The sequence below is a fragment of the Nocardioides luteus genome, from assembly GCF_000960475.2.
GTDB lineage: Bacteria > Actinomycetota > Actinomycetes > Propionibacteriales > Nocardioidaceae > Nocardioides > Nocardioides luteus_A.
In genome coordinates, this window is sequence record NZ_JZDQ02000014.1 from 16,150 (window position 1) to 33,733 (window position 17,584).

A 17,584-nucleotide genomic window follows, 5' to 3' on the forward strand; every position below is an offset into this window, starting at 1 on the left:
GCCGAGCTTGTCGAGACCACCACAAGGAAACGCAACCGTGAGGTACGTTCGCAACGTAACCGCGTGAGGGGAGCGTTGATGTCAGTCGGCCGGATCGCTCGGGCCGCGTTGCGCAGGGACCGCCGGGACCGGCGGGTCACGGTCGTCGGCGCCGGGATCGGTGGCCTGACCCTCGCGATCGAGCTGCGCCGACAGGGCATCGAGGTCGAGGTGTACGAAGCCGCGACCGACCCGCACCCGACCGGCGAGGCCGTGCTGCTCCCGGCCAACGCGACCAGGCTCCTCGAACGCATCGGGCTCGGCCCCGGCCTCGCAGCGGCCTCGGCGACCGTCGACGGGCTGGTCTGGCGCGACGGCCACACCGGCGCCGCGATCGGCCGGGTGCTCTCGGCCACGGAGTACGCCGGCCGAGCCGGCGCATCCTGCTACGGCATCCGTCACGCCGATCTGCATGCACTTCTGAGCGACGAGCTCGGCACCGAGGGACTTCACGTGGGCCACCGGCTGGCCGGGCTCACCGACTCCGGCGGTTCTGTCAGGTTGGAGTTCGCCGGCGGCGAGACGGCCGAGGCCGACCTGGTCATCGGCGCCGACGGCGCCCGCTCGATGCTGCGTGAGCACGTCCTCGGCTACGACGACGCCCAGTTCTCCGGCTGCGTCGCCTGGCGTGGGATCGTGCCGCGCTCGCGTCTCACCCTGCTCCCCGACCCCGATCGCCTGCAGCTGTGGCTCGGGCCCGACGGTCATCTGATGCATCATCCGGTCGGCGACGGCGACCATGCGTTCCTGCTGGTCAAGCGGCAGCTCGGCCCCTGGGTGCCGGACTCGTGGTCCTGGCCGGCCGACCCGGACGAGCACGTCCACGCGTACGCCGGCTGGCATCCGGCCCTCGTCCAGATGATCTCGGCGGCGCCCGGCTCGGAGCGCTGGGGGCTCTTCCATCGGCCACCGCTGACCACCTGGTCGCGCGGCCGGGTCACCCTGCTCGGCGACGCCGCCCACCTGATGCTCCCGCACCACGGCCAGGGTGCCGCCCAGGCGATCGAGGATGCGATCGTCCTCGCCGACTGCCTCGCCTCCGACGACGACCGGGACCGCGCCCGCACGACCTACGAGGTACGCCGCCGCGACCGCACCCGCCGGATCCAGGTCGCCTCGCTGGCCGCCGCCGACGTCCTCCACCTCCCCGACGGTCCGCGCGCCCAGGCCCGGAACAAGCGGCTCGGGTCACCCGATGTCTACGACCGCCATCTCGCCTGGATCCACGAGCACGACGCGGCCGACCCGGCCCCGGGGGCCGGCGGCCCGTAACTCCGCGGCCCGCTGCCGCGTTGCCCGGTAGTGAGAGCCATCCCCGGACGCAAGGGCTTCATGGCGCTCGGCATCTGGACGATGTACGCATCGGCCCTCGCCGTAGCGCTGGTGCAGCTCGGCTCCACCTCGGCGTCCGGCGGACTCGACTCCGGACGCCCGCTCGCCCCCGGCAGCCCCGCGGCCCTCATCGACAAGCACGACTGCTGGAGCGCCGAGGCCCCACGCGACATGATCGGCAGGCTCCCCGGCCACGCCATCGTCGCCACCGGCTCCGCCCCGCGCTACGTCGACGCCCACCTCACCGGCCAGGCCCTCGACCAGGTCTTCTCCGGCGAGGACCACGGCCTCGTCGTCTACGCCTTCTGCCGCTGACCGACGCTCACGCCCAGAGCTGACCCTCGAGCCCTTCCTCGGCCTCGTCGATGGTGCCCTCGTAGGCCCCGGTGGAGAGGTACTTCCAGCCGCCGTCGGCGACGACGAAGGCGATGTCGGCCTTCTCGCCGGCCTTGAGGGACTTGGCGGCCTGGGCGAGAGCGGCGTGGAGGATCGCGCCGGTGGAGATGCCGGCGAAGATGCCCTCCAGCTCGAGGAGCTCGCGGACGCGGCGTACGGCGTCGCGGGGGCCCACCGAGAAGCGGGCGTCGATGAGCGAGGCGTCGTAGAGCTCGGGGACGAAGCCCTCGTCGAGGTTGCGCAGGCCGTAGACGAGCTCGCCGTAGCGCGGCTCGGCGGCCACGATGCGTACCTCCGGCTTGGCGGAGCGGAAGAAGCGGCCGACGCCCATGAGCGTGCCGGTCGTGCCGAGGCCGGCGACGAAGTGGGTGATCGAGGGGAGGTCGGCGAGCAGCTCGGGACCGGTGCCCTCCTCGTGCGCGAGGGCGTTGGCGGAGTTGCCGTACTGGTAGAGCATCTCCCAGTCGGGGTGCTCGGCCGCCAGGCGCTTGGCGACCCGGACGGCCTCGTTGGAGCCACCGGCGGCGGGCGAGGAGACGATCTCGGCACCCCACATCCGCAGCAGCTGCCGCCGCTCCTCACTCGTGTTCTCGGGCATCACGCACACGATCCGGTAGCCCTTGAGCTTGGCCGCCATGGCCAGCGAGATCCCGGTGTTGCCGGAGGTCGGCTCCAGGATCGTGCAGCCGGGGCGGAGCCTGCCGTCCTTCTCGGCCTCCTCGACCATGCGAAGAGCCGGGCGGTCCTTGATCGAGCCGGTGGGGTTCCGGTCCTCGAGCTTGGCCCACAGACGTACGTCGGGCGAGGGCGAGAGGCGGGGCAGGCCCACCAGAGGAGTGCCACCGACCGACGCCAGCAGGTTGTCGTAGCGCATGGGGTCCATCGTCGCATCAACCGATCGGCTGACGCCCACTCGCGCCGATCGCCCGATCCGTGAGACCGCGTCACCGACCACGCTGAGGGTATGCATCAGGAGCGAGAACCAGCGGTCGTCGTGGACGGCCTGCGCAAGACGTACGGCGACAAGGTGGCGGTCGACGAGATCAGCCTGAGGGTCCACGAGGGCGAGATCTTCGGCATCCTCGGGCCCAACGGGGCCGGCAAGAGCACGACCGTGGAGTCGATCGCCGGGCTGCGGGTCGGCGACCGGGGCCGGATCCGGGTCCACGGCATCGACCCGTGGTCGGACCGGGCGCCGGTGACGGAGGTGCTCGGCGTCCAGCTGCAGGAGGCGAGGCTGCAGGCGAAGATCACCGTCCAGGAGGCGCTGGAGCTGTGGAGCGCCTTCTACGCCGACCCGGAGCCGTGGGCGCCGCTGGCCGAGCGGCTCGGTCTCGGAACCCAGCTGCGGCAGCGGTTCGAGAACCTCTCCGGCGGCCAGCAGCAGCGGCTCTCGATCGCGCTGGCGCTGATCGGCCGGCCGCGGGTCGTCGTGCTCGACGAGCTCACCACCGGCTTGGACCCGCGGGCGCGTCGGGAGGTGTGGGACCTGGTGCGCGACGTACGCGACCGGGGTGTGACCGTCCTGCTGGTCACCCACTCGATGGAGGAGGCGCAGGCCCTCTGCGACCGGATCGCCATCGTCGACGCCGGCCGGATCCGGGCGCTGGACACCCCGGCGGGGCTGATCGAGGCGGCCTCCGCCGCCACGATCACCACCTTCGAGACCTCGGTCGCGGTCGACCTGGCCTCCCTGCGCGAGCTCGACGGCGTCACCGCCGCGCGCAGCGAGCACGGCACCGTCACCGTCGAGGGCGCCGAAGGGGTCGCGCTCGCGGTCATCGAGGCGTTGCGTACGCAGGGAGTGACCCCGCTTCGGCTCCGGGTCGCCGCGGGCAGCCTCGACGCCGCCTACCTCGACCTCACCGAAACCGAGACCGACACCGAGACCCGCCAGGAGGCGCTCCGATGACCAGCCCGACCGTCGCCGTGATCCGTACGGAGTCCCGGCTCTTCGCCCGCGAGAGGCTCTCGCTGTTCTGGATCGTGCTGTTCCCGAGCCTGCTGCTGGGGGTGCTCGGGCTGATCCCGAGCTTCCGCGAGGACACCGCCGACCTGGGCGGCCGGAGCATGATCGACCTCTACGTGCCGGTCACCGTGCTGCTCTCGATGATCATGGCGGCGATCATGACGATGCCGCCGACGCTGACCGGCTACCGCGAGAGCGGCGTCCTGCGCCGGCTCGGCACCACGCCGGCCCGGCCGTCCTCGATCCTGCTCGGCCAGTTGCTCGTCCACGCCGTCGCGGTCGCGGCATCCTCGGTGATCGTGATCGTCCTCGGCCGGCTGGTGTTCGGGACGCCGCTGCCGGAGTCGCCGGTCGGCTACGTGGTCGCCTACGTCCTGGCGCTGGCCGTCTCGCTGGCGATTGGTTCCGCGATCACCGCGGTCTCCCCCAACGGGAAGGCCGGGCAGGTCGTCGGGATGGTGGTCTTCTTCCCGTCGATGTTCACCGCGGGGGTCTACGTCCCGGTCGAGGTCCTCAGCGGCACGGCACGTGACATCATCTCGTTCACGCCCTACGGGGCGGCGTCGAACGCGCTCAACGACGCGGCCGCGGGAACCTTCCCCGAGCTGGTCGATCTGGCGGTGATGGGCGGCTGGGCGGTCGTGCTCTACCTGATTGCCGTGCGCGCCTTCCGCTGGGAATGAGAGGGTCCTTCACATGACCTCGGCCGTCGAGCACGAGCAGCGCTGGGCGCGCAACCTCAAGGCGATGCCCTTCGTGCTGCTCGCGCTCGCCACGGTCATCAGCGTCGCCACCTTCCCCGAGATGGGGCCACGCTCCGTCGGCATACGGGTGACCTTCGGCGTGCTCGTCGCGGTGACCGCGGTGTGGATCTGGCGATGGATGTATGTCTACGGCCGCCCACATCCGGTCGGCTACGTCGGTCGCACCCTGCTGGCCGGCGCCCTCACCGTCATCCATCCCCTCTTCTGCCTCTTCGCCTGGGTCGGGTTCCTAGACGCCTTCGAGTCCTTCCGCGGCCGCTGGAGGTGGGTGGCGATGGCGGCCACGTCGCTGATCATGGCCGTCGGTCAGACCGGTGGTCCTCCGCCCTACGAGAGCCCGTGGCAGAGCGCGGCGCTGCCCATGCTCTTCGTCGTCAACTTCGGGCTCGCCACCCTGATGGCCCGCTACAGCATGCACCTCGACGCCGTCAGCCAAGAGCGCGCCGACACGATCATCAGGCTCGAGCATGCCCTCGCCGAGAACGCGCGCCTGCAGGAGCAGCTCGTCGCGCAGTCGCGGCAGACCGGCGTACGCGACGAGCGCGAGCGCCTCGCCCGCGAGATCCACGACACCATCGCCCAGTCCCTCGCCGGGGTCGTCGCGCAGCTCCAGGCCGCCCAGGGTTCGGCGGACGACGAGGACGTACGCCGCCGGGTGACCAGGGCCACCGAGATGGCCCGCACCGCGCTGGTCGAGGCCCGGCGCTCGGTGCAGGACCTCGCCCCCGCCGAGCTGGCCGACGGCTGCCTCACCGATGCGCTCTCGGGGCTGGTCACGGCCTGGGGGTCGGACCACGGGGCGACCGTCTCCTTCACCGTCGTCGGTGAGGCGCGGGCGCTGCACACCGAGGTCGAGGCGACCCTCCTCCGCATCGCGCAGGAGGCGCTCGCCAACGTCGCCAAGCACTCCGGTGCCGCCCGCGTCGGGGTGACGCTGACCTTCGACGACGTCGCCGAGGGGCCAGAGGTCACCTTGGACGTACGCGACGACGGCGCCGGCTTCGAGCCCGGGCTCCCCCGCAAGGACACCTCGTTCGGCCTCGGCGTCATGCGCGACCGCGCCGAGCGCCTCGCCGGCACGTTCACGCTGGAGTCCGCCCCCGGCTCCGGCACCGCCGTCTCCGCCCGGGTCCCCGCTCTGCCCCGAGGAGCCGCATGATCCGGATCGTGGTCGCCGACGACCACCCAGTCGTACGCGACGGGGTGGCGGGAGCGCTGCAGACCGAGTCCGACTTCGACGTCGTCGGCCAGGCCGGCGACGGCGCCGAGGCGCTCACTCTGGTGGAGTCGCTGGCGCCGGACGTACTCGTCCTCGATCTGCGGATGCCCGGCACCGGCGGGGTCGAGGTGATCGAAAGGCTCCATGCGCAGGAGTCCCGGGTCGGCGTACTGGTGCTGACCACCTTCGACACCGACTCCGACGTCGTCGCGGCCATCGAGGCCGGGGCGACGGGCTACCTCCTCAAGGACGCGCCCACCGCCGATCTGGTCGCCGCGGTCCGGGCGACCGCGGCCGGTGAGACCGTCCTCTCCCCCGCGGTCGCGACCCGGCTCGCCTCCCGGCTCCGCTCGCCCGGTCCGACGACCCAGCTGAGCCCGCGCGAGCGGGAGGTGCTCACCCTGGTCGCCCGAGGGACCACCAACCGCGCCATCGCCGCCACGCTCTTCGTCAGCGAGGCGACGGTGAAGACCCACCTGGGTCACATCTTCGACAAGCTCGGGGTCACAGACAGAGCAGCCGCGGTCGCACGAGCGTACGACCGCGGCATCCTGGGGTGAGAAACCGCTGGCTGCTGACCGAGGTACCTCGGTCAGCAGCCACCGACTTCGCGGAACTCCGCGAGGGGAGTGAGCGCTCACCGAGTTACCTCGGTGAGCATCCACACAGTTCAGCAGCCGCCGGCGACCGCGGGCAGCACGACGACCTGGTCGCCGTCCTTGAGCTCGGCGTCGAGACCGCCGATGAAGCGTACGTCCTCGTCGTTGATGTAGACGTTGACGAAGCGGCGCAGGTCGCCGTTGTCGATGAGGCGCTCCTTGATGCCGGAGTGGTTCGCCTCGAGGTCGTCGATGAGCGCGCTCAGGGTCTTGCCCTCGGCGCTGACTGCCTTCTCACCGGCGGTGTAGGTGCGGAGGATGGTCGGGATCTTGACCTCGATGGCCATGGGTTCGTTCTCCTAGATGTAGGTGGTGCGCGTCACGACAACGTCGGGACGATGCTGATTTCTTCCTCGGTGACGTTGCCGTCGACGATCCGGTAGGACCGGAACTCGACCGGGCCCGCGTCATTGCCGTGCTCGCGGGTGCTGACCAGCACGTAGTGAGCGTTCGGCTCCATCGCGAGGCCGATGTCGGTGCGCGAGGGGTAGGCCTCGGTGGCCGTGTGGGAGTGGTAGACGATCACCGGCTCCTCGTCGTTCGCGTCCATCTCCTTGTAGAGCTGGAGCAGATCGGTCGAGTCGAACTCGTAGAAGGTCGGCGAGCCGGCGGCGTTGATCATCTCGATGAACCGCTCCGGCCGGTCGGACCCCTCAGGGCCCGCGACGATCCCGCACGCCTCGTCGGGATGGTCGCGCTTCGCGTGGGCGACGATCGCGTCGTACGTCGCCTGGTCGATGGTCAGCACGGGATCAGCCTAGGCGGACCCGGGCCCGCTCCTGAACGTGACCGGCACTCGGACGCCCGCCGGCCGAGCCCGGCCGACCGTGCTAGGCGGCGACGGTCAGCCCGCCGCGTACGAGGTCGGCATAGGCGCCGCCCCGAAGCAGCAGCTCCTCGTGGGAGCCGACCTCGACGACCCGGCCGCGGTCGAGGACGGCGATCTGATCGGCGTCACGGACGGTGGAGAGCCGATGGGCGATGGTGATCGTGGTACGCCCCTCCGCCAGCCGGTCCAGGGCCGCCTGCACCTCTCGCTCGGTGGTGTTGTCGAGCGCGGAGGTGGCCTCGTCGAGCACGAGGACGCGCGGGTCGCGCAGCAGGGTGCGGGCGATCGCCAGCCGCTGCTGCTCGCCACCCGAGAAGCGGTGGCCGCGGGAGCCGACCAGGGTGTCGTAGCCGTCGGGGAGCTCGACGATCAGATCGTGGATGCGGGCCGCACGGGCGGCCGCCTCGATCTCGGCGTCGCTCGCCTCGGGACGGGCGTGGCGCAGGTTGTCCCGAACGCTCGCATGGAGCAGGTAGGTCTCCTGGGTGACCATGCCGACGTTGGCGGCCAGGTCGGCCAGGTCCAGGTCGCGCAGGTCGATCCCGTCGATCGTCACCCGGCCGGAGGTCGGGTCGTGCAGCCTCGCGACCATCCCGGCCAGCGTCGACTTGCCCGAACCCGTCGCCCCGACCAGCGCCAGCGAGCCGCCCGCGGGAACGCGCAGCGAGATGTCCTCGAGGACCGGGTGCGAGCCGTCATAGCTGAACCCGACCTCGTCGAAGACGACCTCGCCGCGAGCCTCACCCAGAGGCACCGGGGAGGCCGGGTCGTCGATCTCGACCGGCAGGTCGAGATACTCGAAGATCCGGGAGAAGAGCGCCAGCGAGGACGTCACGTCGACCCCCACGTTGAGCAGCCCCATCAGCGGCCGGAAGAGCGAGCCCTGCAGGGAGACGAAGGCGACCAGCGTCCCGATCGTCAGCGCCCCGGAGGTCGCCGGGAAGCCGGCCGCGAGGTAGAGAGCGGCGGGAACCGCGGCGAAGACCACCTGCATGGTCGCCATCCGCCACCGACCGGCGAGCTGGCTGCGCACCTCGAGGCCGACGAGGTCGTGAGAGGTCTGCTCGAAGCGGGCAGCCAGGGCCGGCGCGGCTCCGAGGGTCTTGGTCAGCAGGATCCCGCTGACCGAGAGCCCCTCCTCGACCTGCACGTGCAGGTCGGCCATCCTGGCCTGCCGCTGGCTGGTCACGGCGTAGCGCATCTGCGCCACCTTGCGGGTGGTCCACACCGCAGGCGGCAGCACCACCATGGAGATCAGCGCGAGCCGCCAGTTGAGTGCCATCATCGCGACCACGGTGCCGGCCACGACGGTGACGTTGGCCGCGATCGAGGTCGCGGTGGAGGTGACCACCGACTGCATCGAGCCGATGTCGTTGACCATCCGCGACTGGACCTCCCCACCCCGCGTACGGGTGAAGAAGTCGAGCGACTGGCGCTGCAGGTGCCCGAAGAGGTCCGTACGCAGCCGGTGCATGACCCGCTGCCCGATCTCGGTCGAGATCAGCGTCTGCGCGACCCCGAGGGCGGCGGAGGCGATCGCGACGAGCACCATCGCGGCGACGCAGAGCATCAGCAGCGCGGTGTCGCCCTCGGGCAGGGCGGTGTCGATGACGTGCTTGACCAGGAACGGCTGCGCCAGCCCGATCACCGAGCTGACCACGATCAGCGCCACGACGAGAAGCAGCCGCGCTCGGTAGGGCGCGAAGAGACGCGCGATCCGGCGCAGCGAGACCGGCTTGGCCTCCAGCTGGGCACGATCGGCGCGCTTGTTGCCGGGGTCACGGCCGGAGCGGCCGGACTCGCCGGAAGACTTGTACTGGTGAGAGTCACTCATCCGAACACCTCGATCCTGATTACTGAGGTTTGCTCACAATGAGGTGAACCGAGGATCGGTTAGGGTTATTCCCGTGGAAGAGACCGCCGACCTGCTGATGGCGGCAGCTCGCGACCTCCGGCGGCGCTTCGGAGCCGCCACGGCCCGCTGGGGCATCACGCCCTCGCAGAGCCGAGCGCTGCGCATCGTGCTCGCCGCCGACGACCCGATCCGGCTCTCGGCCCTGGCCGAGCGGCTCCACATCGTCCCCAGGTCCGCCACCGAGGTCGTCGACGGCCTCGAGGGTCACGGCCTGGTGGCGCGGCAGCCCGACCCGGCCGACCGCCGGGCGGTCTGCGTGGTGGCGACCGAGGAGGGCGTACGTCTCGGCCGGAAGATCGACAGGGCCCGCCAGGAGGCGGCCGACGAGTTCCTGGCAGTCCTTCCCGACGGCGAGCGGGAGAGCCTGCGCCAGATCCTGGTCAGGCTGACCGACGACTCACTCCGCTGACCACAGCGCTTCGACGATGGTCTCCTGCAGGATCCCGACCCACTGGTAGATCCCGTAGACCTGGCCGGCGGGGTCGTCCTCGGGCAGGGAGTCCCAGAAGTCCTCGTCGCCCTCCTCGACCCCGAGCCGGGTGGCGAGCGCGAGCCGGATGTCGGTGAAGGAGCGCATCCAGGCCTCGGCGTCGCCGATCGAGAGCTCGACGTCGATGACCAGCCCGTCCTCGTCGAGCTCGGGCGGCAGCCCGGCCTCCTCGAGCGAGTCGATGATCGTCGAGGCCGCCCGCGCCTTGCCGTCGCGCAGCCCGCCCTCGGTGAACCGCCGGAACTCGCCGGCCGCCTCGGTGTCGTCGCCATAGGCACTCGGGAAGAGCCGCTTCAAGACCGGATCCTCCGGCTCCGTGGTCGGACCCGAGAAGTCGAGCAGCGCCTCGAGCGGGTCGTCGCTCTCGGCGGGCGCGGCGACCTCGTTGCGCAGCAGCTCGACGAGCTGCGAGGCCAGCGAACGGAGCAGGTCGGCCTCGAACCCGGAGAACGTCGCGATGATCTGCTTGCTGCGGCGGTGGTAGCTGAACCCGCCCATCAATCCTGCTTCTCCAAGGTCGCCCAGAGACCGTATTCGTGCATCGCCTGCACGTCGCGCTCCATCTCCTCGCGAGACCCGGAGGAGACGGCCGACTTGCCGTCGTTGTGCACCTCCATCATCAGCTTCTCCGACTTCTTCTTGGAGTAGCCGAAGTACTTCTGGAAGACGAAGGTGACGTAGGACATCAGGTTGACCGGGTCGTTCCAGACGATCGTCACCCACGGGGTTGCAGGCGCGACGAGGTCGTCGACCTCGGGCTCGTCGAGCTCCACAGGGCTTGGCGCGCTCATGCAGTCCATCGTGCCACGATGTGCTCGTGGACTCGACAGCGGACTCGACCGCGCTCCTGACAGATCACTACGAGCTGACCATGCTCCAGGCCGCCCTGAAGGCGGGCACTGCGGAGCGCCGCGCCGTCTTCGAGCTGTTCCCCCGGCGCCTGGCCGGCGGACGGCGCTACGGCGTGGTCGCCGGGGTCGGCCGGGCGCTCGACGCGCTCGAGGCCTTCCGCTTCGAGTCCGAGCAGCTGGCGATCCTGGAGGACGTCGTCGACGGCCGGACGCTGGAGTGGCTGGCCGGCTACCGCTTCACCGGGGACATGTGGGGGTACGCCGAGGGCGAGACCTTCTTCCCGCAGTCGCCGCTGCTCGTGGTCGAGGCCAGCTTCGCCGAGGCGGTCGTCCTGGAGACGGTGCTGCTCTCGATCTACAACCACGACTCGGCCATCGCCACCGCGGCGTCCCGGATGACGCTCGCCGCCGGCGAGCGGCCGTGCATCGAGATGGGCTCGCGCCGCACCCACGAGGCGGCCGCGATCGCCGCCGCCCGCGCGGCCTACGTGGCCGGCTTCACCGCCACCTCCAACCTCGCCGCCCGGGCCCGCTTCGGCGTACCCACCACCGGCACCTCCGCGCACGCCTTCACTCTCCTGCACGACTCCGAGGAGCAGGCCTTCCAGGCCCAGGTCGCCTCCCTCGGCAAGGGCACCACGCTGCTGGTGGACACCTACGACATCGCCGAGGCGGTGGCGAAGGCGGTCGAGATCGCCGGTCCCGAGCTCGGTGCCGTGCGGATCGACTCCGGCGACCTGGGGCTGCTCGCCCATGACGTACGCCGCCAGCTCGACGACCTCGGCGCCACCGGCACGAAGATCATCGTGACCAGCGACCTGGACGAGTACGCGATCGCCGGCCTCGCGGCCGCCCCGGTCGACGGCTACGGCGTCGGCACGCAGCTGGTCACCGGCTCCGGCCACCCGACCGCCGGCTTCGTCTACAAGCTGGTCGCCCGCGAGGGCGCCTCCGGCGACCTCGAGCCGGTCGCGAAGAAGAGCGCGTCCAAGACCTCGATCGGCGGGCGCAAGTACGCCCTGCGCCGCCGCAACCGCAAGGATGTCGCCGACGCCGAGGTGATCGGCATCGGCACCGCTCCCCAGGGCGACAACAACGACCGGCCGCTCCTCCCCCAGCTGGTCAAGGGCGGCGAGGTCGTGGGCCGCGAGCCGCTCGACGCGGCACGCGATCGCCACCAGGCCTCGGTCGCCGAGCTCCCCGTCATCGCCCACTCACTGCTGAAGGGCGACCCGGCGATCCCGACGCTCTTCCAGTAGAGCCGGTCTAGGCTGGCGGGCATGACGCGTGCACTGATCGTGGTCGACGTACAGAACGACTTCTGCGAGGGCGGGTCCCTGCCGGTCGAGGGCGGGGCCCGGGTGGCCTACGACATCGGTCAGCTGCTGCGCGAGCGCGCGGCGAGCAAGGAGCCGGAGCAGACGTACGGGCTGGTCGTGGCCACCAAGGACCACCACATCGACCCGGGCGACCACTTCGGCAACCCGCCCGACTACGTCGATTCCTGGCCGGCGCACTGCGTGGTCGGGACCGACGGCGAGGCCTTCCACCCGAACCTCGACCCGGTCACCTTCGACGAGATCTTCCGCAAGGGCGAGTACGCAGCCGCCTACTCCGGCTTCGAGGGCGCGGCCACCGGCGGCGCCACACTGACCGACTGGCTCCGCGCCCAGGCCGTCGAGGAGGTAGACGTGTGCGGGCTGGCGACCGACTACTGCGTACGTGCCACCGCCCTCGACGCACGGGCCGCCGGTTTCCACACCAGGCTGCTCACCGACCTGGCCGCCGGGGTCGCCCGGGCGACCAGCGCCGACGCCATCGAGGAGATGCGAGCGGCCGGGATAACGGTCTCGTGACAGATTTGGGAATTTTCTGGAGATAGAAATCCCCCGAAGGTCTATTGTCTCTCGAATGGCTCGGATCTCGGCGACAGCCCCCCTTCGCGAACCCCACTTCCGCTGGTTCTTTGCTTCCCGCTCGATCAATCTGGTGGGCAACTTCATGGCGCCCGTCGCCCTGGCCTTCGCCGTCCTGGACGTGAGCGACGCGCCGATCGCCATCGGCGCCGTCCTCGCGGCCCGCACCATCCCGATGATCGTCTTCATGCTCATCGGCGGCGTTCTCGCCGACCGGATGGGCCGGGCCCGGATCCTGTTCGCCTCCAACCTCGTCTCCGGCCTGAGCCAGGCGGTCGTCGCCGTCCTGGTCATCTCCGGTGTCGCCGAGCTGTGGCACCTGATCGCGCTCTCCGCGCTCAACGGCATCGTCTCCGCCGCCGGGCTGCCCGCTCAGCAGGGCATCATCCCGCTCGTGGTTCCTCGCACCATGCTGCAGGAGGCCAACGTGCTGATGTCGCTGACCCGAGCGGTCGTCGCGGTCGCCGGCCCCGGCACCGCCGGGCTGCTCGTGCTCACCGTCGGTGCGGGCTGGGCGCTGGCGCTCGACGCCGCCACCTGGATCATCGCCGCGCTGCTGTTGCTGCCGGTCAAGCTCAGCGGCACGGTCAGCAAGGCCTCGGTCGTCGGCGACCTCCGCCTGGGCTGGGACTACTTCCGCACCACGAGCTGGCTGTGGCTCTGCGTCGGCGCCGCGACCGTCCTCAACGCGCTCTACGAGGGCGGGCTGCTCACCCTCGGCCCGCAGCGCGCCGAGGGCTCGTCGCTGGGCGCGGGCGGCTGGGGTCTGATCCTGACCTTCCAGGGGATCGGCGTGCTCGCCGCGACGCTCGTGCTAATGAAGGTCCGGCTGGAGCGGCCGCTGTTCTACGGGATGATCGGCATGGCCCTGTTCGGCCTGCCGATCGCGGCGCTCGGGTTCTCCACCGACCTCTCGGTGCTGCTGCCCGCGGCCGCCCTCTCCGGCGCCGGCATCCAGGTCTTCAGCCTCGGCTGGCAGCTGTCGATGCAGGAGAACGTCCCCGGCGAGCTGCTCTCCCGGGCGTCCTCCTACGACCAGCTCGGCACCTACATCGCCATCCCCCTCGGGCAGCTGGCGATGGGGCCGTTGGCCGCGGCGTACGGGATCGAGAACATCCTCGCGATCGCCGGCATCGCCTACGTCGTGATCTCCCTGGCCACGCTGCTGAGCCCGGCCGTGCGCGGCCTGAACCGCGCCTCCTTCCCCTCGCCCGAGCGCAACGGCGCCCCGGCCCACTAGGCCCGTCAGGCGCGGTCGGCGCCCTCCAGCAGCGACCGCAGCAGGTCGACCAGGCTGGCGACCGAGAGGTCCGGGTCGAAGGCGCGCTGGACGCCGAGCCCGATGCCGAGGGAGAGCAGCTGGACAGCGGCCTCCTCGGCCGGTGCGGGCAGGGTGAGACCGAGCTCGGTGGCCTGCTGCTCGATGAGCTCGGCGACGGCCGCGGTGAGCTCGCGACGCCGGGAGGCCAGCTGCTGGCTCACGCCCGGCACCCGGCGGGTGCTGGTCGCGAACTCGACCTCGAGCGCGGTCCAGCCGACGTCGCCGATGTTGGCCTCGGCCCATGCCGCGAAGGCGTCGATCCGGCCCTCGACGGTCTCGACCCCCTCGACGGCTCGCGTGAGCGACAGCGCCCGCTCCTGATGGATCACGTCGAGGACGGCGAGGCCGAGCTCGTGCTTGGTCGAGAAGTTCGAGTAGACCGCGCCCTTCGAGAAGCCCGCCTCGGTGGCGACCTTGTCGAGCGAGGTCGCGTTGTAGCCGTCCGAGAGGAACAGCCGATGGGCGGTCTGGATGAGTCGCTCGCGCGTCTGCGCGTGCGACTCCTTACGCGTGATCCGGCCCACGAGGCCAGATCCTAGCACTTCGACCTACCGCCGGTATTCAAATACCGTTAGTATTCGAAGCATGACCCATCGACGCGCACTCGCCATCGGCTGCGGCGGCACCCTCGGTTTCGCCTGGACGGCCGTCGCCCTCCGCGCCCTGGAGAAGGCTCTCGGCTGGGACGCCCGCACCGCCGACGTCCTCGTCGGAACCTCCGCGGGCTCGGAGCTCGTCGCGGCCCTCGGCTCCGGCCGTACGCCGCAGGACCTGCTCGACGCCCTCGACGGGACGCCGGGTGCCGACCCCGTGCTCGCGTCCCACGTCGCCACCCACCCCGGCAAGGTGCCACCGCTGCCGGCCCCTGCCCTGCCCGCGCTCGGCCTGGTCCGTGCGGGTGTCTCCGGCCGCTCGCCCTACAGCGCGCTGGCCGGGCTGCTCCCCCGCGGTCGCGGCGACGCCGGCTGGCTGCGGACGTACGGCGACGCGCTGGCCGGTCCCGGCGGCTGGGTCGGCCACCCCGCGACCTGGCTGGTCGCGGCGGACGCGGCCACCGGCGAGCGGGTGGCGTTCGGCTCCGCAGGCGCCCCCGCGGCCACCCTGGGAGCGGCGGTCGCCGCCTCCTGGGCGATCCCCGGCTGGTTCCCGCCGGTCGAGATCGCCGGCCGTCGCTACGTCGACGGCGGCGCGGTCTCCTCCGTCTCCGCCGACCTCCTCCTCGGCCAGGCGGTCGACGAGGTCGTCGTGGTCGCGCCGATGACCACCGAGGGCGGCGCCCCGGCCCGTGGAGTCGACGGGGTCGAGCGCCTGCTCCGCTCCCAGATGACCGCCGTGCTCGACCGTGAGATCGCGCGGCTCCGGGAGGCCGGGGTGCGGGTGATCCGGGTCGAGCCCGGGCCTGCGGAGCTCGCCGCCATGGGCCCCAACTTCATGGATCTCGGCCGACGCGAGGCCACCCTCGCCGCGGCCCGCCGACACGTTCCCGGCCGCGTCGCGGCCGCACTCGAAGGAGCAACCGCATGAGCACGCACCACGAGGTCGTCGTCATCGGCGCCGGCATCTCCGGCATCGCCGCCGCAATCAAGCTGCGCGAGGCGGGTGTCGAGGACGTCGTCATCCTGGAGAAGGCCGACACCTACGGTGGCACCTGGCGGGCCAACACCTATCCGGGATGCGCCTGCGACGTACCGTCGAACCTCTACTCGTTCTCCTTCGCCCCCAACAGCGACTGGTCACGGGTCTACGGCAACCAGCCGGAGATCCTCGCCTACATCGACGGCGTCGCCCGCGACCGTGGCCTCGAGGAGATCACCCGGTTCGGTGTCGAGGTCCTCGGAGCCTCCTGGGACGCAGAGGTCTCGGGGTGGCACCTGGACACCAGCGACGGCGAGATCACCGCGCGCTTCCTGATCGCCGCCGCGGGCCCGTGGAACGAGCCGAATATCCCGGACCTGCCCGGTCTGGCCGACTTCCCCGGCGAGGTCTGGCACTCGGCCCGGTGGAACCACGACGTCGATCTCGACGGCAAGCGGGTCGCCGTGATCGGCACCGGCGCGTCGGCCGTCCAGTTCGTGCCCCAGATCCAGAAGCAGGTGGACGCGCTGCACCTCTTCCAGCGCACCGCCCACTGGGTGCTTCCCAAGGTCGACCACCCCGTGCCCGACGCGGAGAAGTGGGTCAAGCGCCACGTGCCCTTCTTCGAGAAGGCGCTCGGCGCGATCGAGTACGCCGCGATGGAGACCGTCGGCCTCGCCTTCCACCGTCCCAAGCCGCTGATGCACGGGCTGCAGAAGATCGGTGAGGCCTATCTGCGCGCCGCCGTCCGGGACCGCGAGCTGCGGGCCAAGCTGACGCCCGACTACCTGCTCGGCTGCAAGCGGATCCTCTTCTCCAACAACTACCTCCAGTCGCTGACGAAGCCGAACGTCGAGGTGCACGCGACCGGCGTCGAGCGGGTCGAGGGCACGAGCGTGGTCGGCTCCGACGGCAGCACGGCGGAGGTCGACGCGATCATCCTCGGCACCGGCTTCCACATCCTCGACATGCCCGTCGCCGACCTGATCCGCGGAGACGACGGCCGGACGCTCGCCGAGCACTGGGCGGGCTCCCCCGAGGCGTACCAGGGCACCTCGGTCGCCGGCTTCCCGAACGCGTTCGTGGTGCTCGGCCCGAGCCTCGGCACCGGCCACGGCTCGGCCTTCGCCGTCGCCGAGTCGCAGGTCGCGATGATCACCGACGCCATCACGACCGCCCGCTCCCAGGGCTGGACCCGGCTCGACGTGAGCGCACGAGCCCAGGCGGCGTACGTCGAGGAGGTGCAGGCCGCGCTCACCGGCACCGCCTACAGCGGCGCGTCCTGCCACAGCTACTTCATCGACGCCAACGGCCGCAACAGCTTCTCCTGGCCGTGGTCCACCGGCGAGCTGGTCCGCCGGATCAGCCGCTTCCAACCCACCGACTTCGAGATCACCGCAGACGAGACCGTGGAGGTCTCCGCATGACGCGCTACCCCGACATCGACCTCGACGGCGCGCTCGTCGTCGTCACCGGCGCCGCCCGCGGCATCGGCCTGGCCACCGCGAAGGAGTTCGTCGCAGCCGGCTCGCGGGTCGCCCTCGGCGACCTCGACGACGCGCTGGCCCAGGAGGCGGCGACAGGGCTCGGGGCGCGGGCCAGCGGCCACCGGCTCGACGTCACCGACAAGCAGTCCGTCGCGGACTTCCTCGCCGCCGCGGAACAGGCCCACGGCAGGCCGGTCGACGTCCTGGTCAACAACGCCGGCGTCATGCCCAACGGCTCCTTCCTCGAGCAGGAGGACCGGATCGACCGCCTCACCATGGACGTCAACGTCCACGGCGTCATCCACGGCATGCGGCTGGTGCTGCCCGGGATGATCGCGCGCGGTCACGGCCACGTCGTCAACGTCGCCTCCCTGGCCGGCAAGTTCCCGCTCAAGGGCCTGGCGGTCTACAACGCCAGCAAGTACGCCGTCGTCGGCCTCAGCGCCGCCACCCGGCTCGAGCTCGACGGCACCGGGGTCTCGCTCACCACCGTGCTGCCGAGCGCCGTACGCACCGAGCTCTCCTCCGGCATCGACCTCGGCGTGCTCCCGGCGGTCGATCCCGAGGACGTCGCGGCCGCCGTGGTGAGGTCGGTCCGGACCCGCGCGGCCGAGATCGCGGTCCCCTCCTACGTCGGTCTCGCCGCCGCCGGCGCTCCGCTCGTTCCCGAGCGGGTGATGCGCCTGATCCGCCGCGCCGTGCACGACGACGCCGCGATCACCCGGGTCGACGGCGACGTACGCCGCGCCTATCTCGACCGCATCGAGGCGCAGTAGGGAGACCATGCCGGGCCTTTGGTCCCGAAAGTCGGGCCTTGCGTAC

At 71.3% G+C, this 17,584-nt stretch carries 20 protein-coding genes; 13 read left to right on the forward strand and 7 right to left on the reverse strand.

Features of this window, described 5'->3' with window-relative positions; genetic code table 11:
- The first annotated feature begins 78 nt into the window (after positions 1–78).
- Positions 79–1,311, forward strand: coding sequence for an FAD-dependent monooxygenase (locus tag UG56_RS11395; protein WP_045550176.1), 1,233 nt, complete (start codon positions 79–81; stop codon positions 1,309–1,311).
- 30 nt (positions 1,312–1,341) lie between these two features.
- A complete protein-coding gene (locus UG56_RS11400) occupies positions 1,342–1,686 on the forward strand; it encodes a hypothetical protein (protein WP_143055004.1) in 345 nt (114 codons plus the stop codon).
- 7 nt (positions 1,687–1,693) lie between these two features.
- Here UG56_RS11400 and UG56_RS11405 read toward each other — a convergent pair whose 3' ends face one another.
- A complete protein-coding gene (locus UG56_RS11405; protein WP_045550174.1) occupies positions 1,694–2,641 on the reverse strand; it encodes a PLP-dependent cysteine synthase family protein in 948 nt (315 codons plus the stop codon).
- 90 nt (positions 2,642–2,731) lie between these two features.
- Here UG56_RS11405 and UG56_RS11410 point away from each other — a divergent pair, with 90 nt between their 5' ends.
- From UG56_RS11410 to UG56_RS11425, 4 genes are read left to right on the forward strand one after another with little or no spacing between them, the layout of a single operon-like run.
- Positions 2,732–3,679, forward strand: coding sequence for an ABC transporter ATP-binding protein (locus tag UG56_RS11410; RefSeq protein ID WP_045550173.1), 948 nt, complete (start codon positions 2,732–2,734; stop codon positions 3,677–3,679).
- Positions 3,676–4,419 carry an ABC transporter permease gene (locus UG56_RS11415; protein WP_045550172.1) on the forward strand — a complete coding sequence of 248 codons (744 nt, stop codon included), beginning with the start codon at positions 3,676–3,678 and terminating at the stop codon, positions 4,417–4,419. Before UG56_RS11410 ends, UG56_RS11415 begins: the two co-directional genes overlap by 4 nt.
- Positions 4,420–4,432: 13 nt before the next feature.
- The gene (locus UG56_RS11420; RefSeq protein ID WP_045550171.1) at positions 4,433–5,659 is read left to right on the forward strand and encodes a sensor histidine kinase; all 1,227 of its coding nucleotides are present in this window, start codon (positions 4,433–4,435) and stop codon (positions 5,657–5,659) included.
- Positions 5,656–6,279, forward strand: a complete 624-nt coding sequence (locus UG56_RS11425; protein WP_045550170.1) for a response regulator — start codon at positions 5,656–5,658, stop codon at positions 6,277–6,279. Before UG56_RS11420 ends, UG56_RS11425 begins: the two co-directional genes overlap by 4 nt.
- 110 nt (positions 6,280–6,389) lie before the next feature.
- On the opposite strand, the gene UG56_RS11430 is transcribed toward UG56_RS11425, so the two are convergent.
- The 3 genes from UG56_RS11430 to UG56_RS11440 form a co-directional block, all read right to left on the reverse strand.
- Complete coding sequence (locus UG56_RS11430; protein WP_008358635.1) at positions 6,390–6,665, reverse strand: MoaD family protein; 276 nt, start codon at positions 6,663–6,665, stop codon at positions 6,390–6,392.
- A 32-nt stretch (positions 6,666–6,697) separates the two neighbouring features.
- On the reverse strand, positions 6,698–7,126 hold the full coding sequence (locus tag UG56_RS11435; RefSeq protein WP_045550169.1) for a Mov34/MPN/PAD-1 family protein: 429 nt from the start codon (positions 7,124–7,126) through the stop codon (positions 6,698–6,700).
- A gap of 82 nt (positions 7,127–7,208) precedes the next feature.
- Positions 7,209–9,041, reverse strand: a complete 1,833-nt coding sequence (locus UG56_RS11440; protein WP_045550168.1) for an ABC transporter ATP-binding protein — start codon at positions 9,039–9,041, stop codon at positions 7,209–7,211.
- 73 nt (positions 9,042–9,114) lie between these two features.
- Here UG56_RS11440 and UG56_RS11445 point away from each other — a divergent pair, with 73 nt between their 5' ends.
- Positions 9,115–9,531: a MarR family winged helix-turn-helix transcriptional regulator gene (locus UG56_RS11445; RefSeq protein WP_084100928.1), complete on the forward strand. Its 417-nt coding sequence runs from the start codon at positions 9,115–9,117 to the stop codon at positions 9,529–9,531.
- Here UG56_RS11445 and UG56_RS11450 read toward each other — a convergent pair.
- Both UG56_RS11450 and clpS read right to left on the reverse strand, forming a co-directional pair.
- Entirely contained in the window at positions 9,520–10,110 is a 591-nt protein-coding gene (locus tag UG56_RS11450) for a DUF2017 domain-containing protein (protein ID WP_045550167.1), read from the reverse strand. The two genes, UG56_RS11445 and UG56_RS11450, sit on opposite strands and share 12 nt — an antisense overlap.
- A complete protein-coding gene (gene clpS / locus UG56_RS11455) occupies positions 10,110–10,403 on the reverse strand; it encodes an ATP-dependent Clp protease adapter ClpS (RefSeq protein ID WP_040755277.1) in 294 nt (97 codons plus the stop codon). The genes UG56_RS11450 and clpS overlap by 1 nt, the downstream gene beginning before the upstream one ends.
- A 26-nt stretch (positions 10,404–10,429) precedes the next feature.
- On the opposite strand from clpS, the gene UG56_RS11460 reads away from it, so the two are divergent.
- From UG56_RS11460 to UG56_RS11470, 3 genes are read left to right on the forward strand one after another with little or no spacing between them, the layout of a single operon-like run.
- The gene (locus tag UG56_RS11460; protein WP_071327033.1) at positions 10,430–11,722 is read left to right on the forward strand and encodes a nicotinate phosphoribosyltransferase; all 1,293 of its coding nucleotides are present in this window, start codon (positions 10,430–10,432) and stop codon (positions 11,720–11,722) included.
- 21 nt (positions 11,723–11,743) lie between these two features.
- On the forward strand, positions 11,744–12,319 hold the full coding sequence (locus tag UG56_RS11465) for an isochorismatase family protein (protein WP_045550165.1): 576 nt from the start codon (positions 11,744–11,746) through the stop codon (positions 12,317–12,319).
- Between the two features lie 55 nt (positions 12,320–12,374).
- A complete protein-coding gene (locus UG56_RS11470) occupies positions 12,375–13,619 on the forward strand; it encodes an MFS transporter (protein ID WP_045550164.1) in 1,245 nt (414 codons plus the stop codon).
- A 5-nt stretch (positions 13,620–13,624) separates the two neighbouring features.
- Here the strand turns inward: UG56_RS11470 and UG56_RS11475 are convergent, their stop codons facing one another.
- Positions 13,625–14,224 (reverse strand): TetR/AcrR family transcriptional regulator, encoded by a 600-nt coding sequence (locus UG56_RS11475; RefSeq protein WP_045550163.1) that lies wholly within the window; start codon positions 14,222–14,224, stop codon positions 13,625–13,627.
- A 61-nt stretch (positions 14,225–14,285) separates the two neighbouring features.
- On the opposite strand from UG56_RS11475, the gene UG56_RS11480 reads away from it, so the two are divergent.
- Genes UG56_RS11480 through UG56_RS11490 form a run of 3 tightly spaced genes read left to right on the forward strand, consistent with a single transcriptional unit; the run spans position 14,286 to position 17,538 of the window.
- Positions 14,286–15,224, forward strand: coding sequence for a patatin-like phospholipase family protein (locus tag UG56_RS11480; RefSeq protein ID WP_071327034.1), 939 nt, complete (start codon positions 14,286–14,288; stop codon positions 15,222–15,224).
- Positions 15,221–16,702: a flavin-containing monooxygenase gene (locus UG56_RS11485; protein WP_045549839.1), complete on the forward strand. Its 1,482-nt coding sequence runs from the start codon at positions 15,221–15,223 to the stop codon at positions 16,700–16,702. Before UG56_RS11480 ends, UG56_RS11485 begins: the two co-directional genes overlap by 4 nt.
- A complete protein-coding gene (locus tag UG56_RS11490) occupies positions 16,699–17,538 on the forward strand; it encodes an SDR family oxidoreductase (protein ID WP_045549838.1) in 840 nt (279 codons plus the stop codon). Before UG56_RS11485 ends, UG56_RS11490 begins: the two co-directional genes overlap by 4 nt.
- Positions 17,539–17,584: the final 46 nt, after the last annotated feature.

What these genes read in the sequence shown, in the direction of transcription:
- UG56_RS11485 (WP_045549839.1), top strand. Translation starts at nt 15,221, where the DNA reads ATGAGCACGCACCACGAGGTCGTCGTCATCGGCGCCGGCATCTCCGGC.
- UG56_RS11410 (WP_045550173.1), top strand. Translation starts at nt 2,732, where the DNA reads ATGCATCAGGAGCGAGAACCAGCGGTCGTCGTGGACGGCCTGCGCAAG.
- UG56_RS11440 (WP_045550168.1), bottom strand. Translation starts at nt 9,041, where the DNA reads ATGAGTGACTCTCACCAGTACAAGTCTTCCGGCGAGTCCGGCCGCTCC.
- UG56_RS11465 (WP_045550165.1), top strand. Translation starts at nt 11,744, where the DNA reads ATGACGCGTGCACTGATCGTGGTCGACGTACAGAACGACTTCTGCGAG.
- UG56_RS11415 (WP_045550172.1), top strand. Translation starts at nt 3,676, where the DNA reads ATGACCAGCCCGACCGTCGCCGTGATCCGTACGGAGTCCCGGCTCTTC.
- UG56_RS11450 (WP_045550167.1), bottom strand. Translation starts at nt 10,110, where the DNA reads ATGGGCGGGTTCAGCTACCACCGCCGCAGCAAGCAGATCATCGCGACG.
- UG56_RS11430 (WP_008358635.1), bottom strand. Translation starts at nt 6,665, where the DNA reads ATGGCCATCGAGGTCAAGATCCCGACCATCCTCCGCACCTACACCGCC.
- UG56_RS11490 (WP_045549838.1), top strand. Translation starts at nt 16,699, where the DNA reads ATGACGCGCTACCCCGACATCGACCTCGACGGCGCGCTCGTCGTCGTC.
- UG56_RS11470 (WP_045550164.1), top strand. Translation starts at nt 12,375, where the DNA reads ATGGCTCGGATCTCGGCGACAGCCCCCCTTCGCGAACCCCACTTCCGC.
- UG56_RS11420 (WP_045550171.1), top strand. Translation starts at nt 4,433, where the DNA reads ATGACCTCGGCCGTCGAGCACGAGCAGCGCTGGGCGCGCAACCTCAAG.
- clpS (WP_040755277.1), bottom strand. Translation starts at nt 10,403, where the DNA reads ATGAGCGCGCCAAGCCCTGTGGAGCTCGACGAGCCCGAGGTCGACGAC.
- UG56_RS11425 (WP_045550170.1), top strand. Translation starts at nt 5,656, where the DNA reads ATGATCCGGATCGTGGTCGCCGACGACCACCCAGTCGTACGCGACGGG.
- UG56_RS11395 (WP_045550176.1), top strand. Translation starts at nt 79, where the DNA reads ATGTCAGTCGGCCGGATCGCTCGGGCCGCGTTGCGCAGGGACCGCCGG.
- UG56_RS11480 (WP_071327034.1), top strand. Translation starts at nt 14,286, where the DNA reads ATGACCCATCGACGCGCACTCGCCATCGGCTGCGGCGGCACCCTCGGT.
- UG56_RS11405 (WP_045550174.1), bottom strand. Translation starts at nt 2,641, where the DNA reads ATGCGCTACGACAACCTGCTGGCGTCGGTCGGTGGCACTCCTCTGGTG.